The sequence below is a fragment of the Kribbella antibiotica genome, assembly GCF_004349055.1.
Lineage (GTDB): Bacteria > Actinomycetota > Actinomycetes > Propionibacteriales > Kribbellaceae > Kribbella > Kribbella antibiotica.
Genome location: NZ_SMKX01000283.1, coordinates 1 through 2,693, shown reverse-complemented (window position 1 = coordinate 2,693; position 2,693 = coordinate 1). Strand labels below are relative to the sequence as shown.

At 68.3% G+C, this 2,693-nt stretch carries 3 protein-coding genes; 1 reads left to right on the top strand and 2 read right to left on the bottom strand.

Annotated elements, in window-relative coordinates; genetic code table 11:
* The coding region (locus E1263_RS42170) for a Rossmann-fold NAD(P)-binding domain-containing protein (protein ID WP_475009306.1) at window positions 1–446 on the bottom strand (446 nt) is incomplete at its 3' end.
* 53 nt (window positions 447–499) lie between these two features.
* Window positions 500–1,588, bottom strand: coding sequence for a hypothetical protein (locus tag E1263_RS42165; RefSeq protein ID WP_132178064.1), 1,089 nt, complete (start codon window positions 1,586–1,588; stop codon window positions 500–502).
* Window positions 1,589–1,743: 155 nt separating this feature from the next.
* On the opposite strand from E1263_RS42165, the gene E1263_RS42160 reads away from it, so the two are divergent.
* Window positions 1,744–2,693, top strand: a 950-nt coding sequence (locus E1263_RS42160) for a LacI family DNA-binding transcriptional regulator (RefSeq protein WP_202869315.1), incomplete at its 3' end; no start/stop codon positions are given.

The window sequence follows — 2,693 nt, the reverse complement described above, 5'->3', positions numbered from 1 at the left end:
ACCTCAGCCCCCACCGCCCCAGCCCCGATGATCAGCGCGTTCGCCTCACTAAGCGCCAGTACCGACCCTGGATCCCAGTCCGGTGCCCACCGCACCGCCTGCTGGTCCAGCACATACCGAGGCAACCCCCGAGCCATCGCCAACACCAACGCCAGCGTGTGAGCCGCCACGTGATCGGTGTAGGTGTCCCGCATATTCGTCACGGTCACCGGATGCTCAACCAGCGCTGGGTAGTAGAAGTCCGGCGCCGGCCCAGCCTGAGGAGCCTGCAACCACCGCAACCTGGTCGCCCGCCCCAGCAACTCCTCCGGCAGTACGCCGTACGCCGCATCCGCCTCGGCGATTGCGTCCGCAGCCTCGCCCGGTGCCACCACTCGGAGCCCCGGAGCCGCCGCCTCCAACCGGCCAGGCCAGTCAGCTGTCTCCGCCGCCAGCTCCGGCAGCATCACCAGCACGACCTCAGCCCTACCCTCACCTGGCCCGGGTTCGTTTCCGCGCCTCATCTTCGGGTTCCCGTGATTGCGGTGCGGATTCGGTCCAGGCGATCTCTTGAGCCGAGCCCTGCGTGGTAGTACCTCACCTCGGCGGCGCCGGCTTCGAGGAGTTCGCTCACGCCGTCCCATTCGGTGTTGAGGGCTGTCACATTCGCTACCAGCGGGATGTCGGTTCGGGCGGCTGCAGCTTTCAGCTGTTGGGCGGCTGCGTTCGTATCGCCCCAGCATTTGAGCACGAAGGCGTCTGGCTGGACGTTCTGGAAGTCGATGCCCACGTCGGGTCCGGTAACCCAGGGATCGTCGGCGGCCATCAACAACACACGGCGGTTGCCGGCTAGGGACTTGGCCTCGCGGACCAGTTCGGCGATGACTGTGGCTCGGTGGTTGAGGACGGCCGTGGCGTCGATTGGGTCGGCGGATACCCCGTGCAGTTCCGCGTCGACGGCGCTGCGCACTGACGCGGCTAGGCGGTCGGCTTCGGGACCGAGCGCCGTACGGCAGGCAGGGCAGAAGCAGAGGGAGAGGAGGCGGCGGGCGCTGGCCGACAGGTTGGCGCCTTCGGTCTTCTCGTGGTGGCTGCCGTGGTCGAAGCCGAGCCAGCCGCACGCTTCGAGCATCAGGTCGACGTCGTACTGGGCGCAGACCTCGCTCACGATCGTCAGTGCGTAGTCGCGGACCGCTTGATGCGAAGGACACAGCGCATACGGGTAGCGCTCGCCGTACGCGTTCCGCACGGTCACGTCCGGATGGGCAGTGCCGACTGCGGACGAATGGGTGAGCACCAGCCACGCTTCCACCGACAATCCGGCGGCGGTGAGCGCGGCGGCCGCCGTACCGAAGCGGTCTGGGTTATCCACAGCCCAGGTCGGGGCCAGCGGACGGAGGCCGGACCAGCGGTCGGCGCGGATCGGGAAGTAGGCGGCAGCGTGTTCGGCGTGGACGACGCGGTGTGCCGGGTGCCACGGGGTGATCCCGCGGACAGCGTGGTACGCCGCCTGCAGGGTCACGGTATTTGCGCCCAGGTCGGCGATCCGGGCGGCGGCCTCAGGGTCGCCGACCAGGTCCCAGGTGTACGCGAAGACGCCATGGCGCACGAGCCGCTCCTTGTGGGTAAACGCTTGCCGGAAGGGGTTCGCTCAGAGTAGATCCGGCGGGTCGGCCGCGGCAAGAGCTGAGAAAGCGGTTTCATATCCACAGGTTGTGCATGACCTTGTGGATGATTGATTCTAAGAAAGGGATTTCAGAGGAGGTGAGACAGTCGCGAGCCAGTACGCAGCGGGTGACGATCACCGATGTCGGCGCGGCCGCCGGTGTCTCGCCGGCCACCGTCTCCCGGGTCCTCAACGGGACGGCCAAGGTCGACGCCGCCCTCGCCGACCGCGTCCAGACGGCTGTCCGCGCCCTCGGCTACCGCCCGAACGCGGCCGCTCAGGGGTTGGCGAAAGGGCGCTGGGGGACGATCGGCGTCCTCGTCCCGGACCTCGCCAACCCGTACTTCCCAGAGATCCTCAAAGCCGTCAGCGCCGTCGCTCGCGCCAACGGCCACCGCGTGATGATCATGGAGTCCGAAGAGAACCCGGCCGTCGAGCCCGAACTCGTCGCCGACCTCCTCCGCAGCTGCGACGGCCTCCTGCTCTGCTCACCCCGCATGCGCCGCGACCAACTCGTCGAACTCGCCGACCGCGGCCACCCGATGGTCCTGGTCAACCGCATCGTCCCCGGCCTCGCCGTACCGTCGATCTCCGTCGACTTCTACGGCGGTACGACGCTCATCTGCGGCCACCTGGCCCAACTCGGCCACCGCGAAGTCGCCTACCTCAGCGGCCCCGAAGCCTCCTGGGCCAACGCCGAACGCATCCGCGCGTTGGAGGCGGCCGCAGCCTTCGGCCTCCACGTCACCGTCATCCCGTGCGGCGCCACCGCGGTTGACGGTCATCGCGTCGCCGACCAGATCCTGCCGACCGGCGCGACCGCGGTCGTCACCTACAACGACCTAGTAGCCCAGGGTGCCCTCACCCGGCTCCAACAGCTAGATATCGCCGTACCGACAGACCTGTCAGTCGTCGGCTTCGACAACCTGTCCCTCGACTGGACCGGCCAATCCACCCTCACCACCGTCTCCATGCCCCGAGACACCCTCGGCCGCGAAGCCGCCACCCTCCTCGAACACCTCATGACCGGCACCCCCGACACCAACCC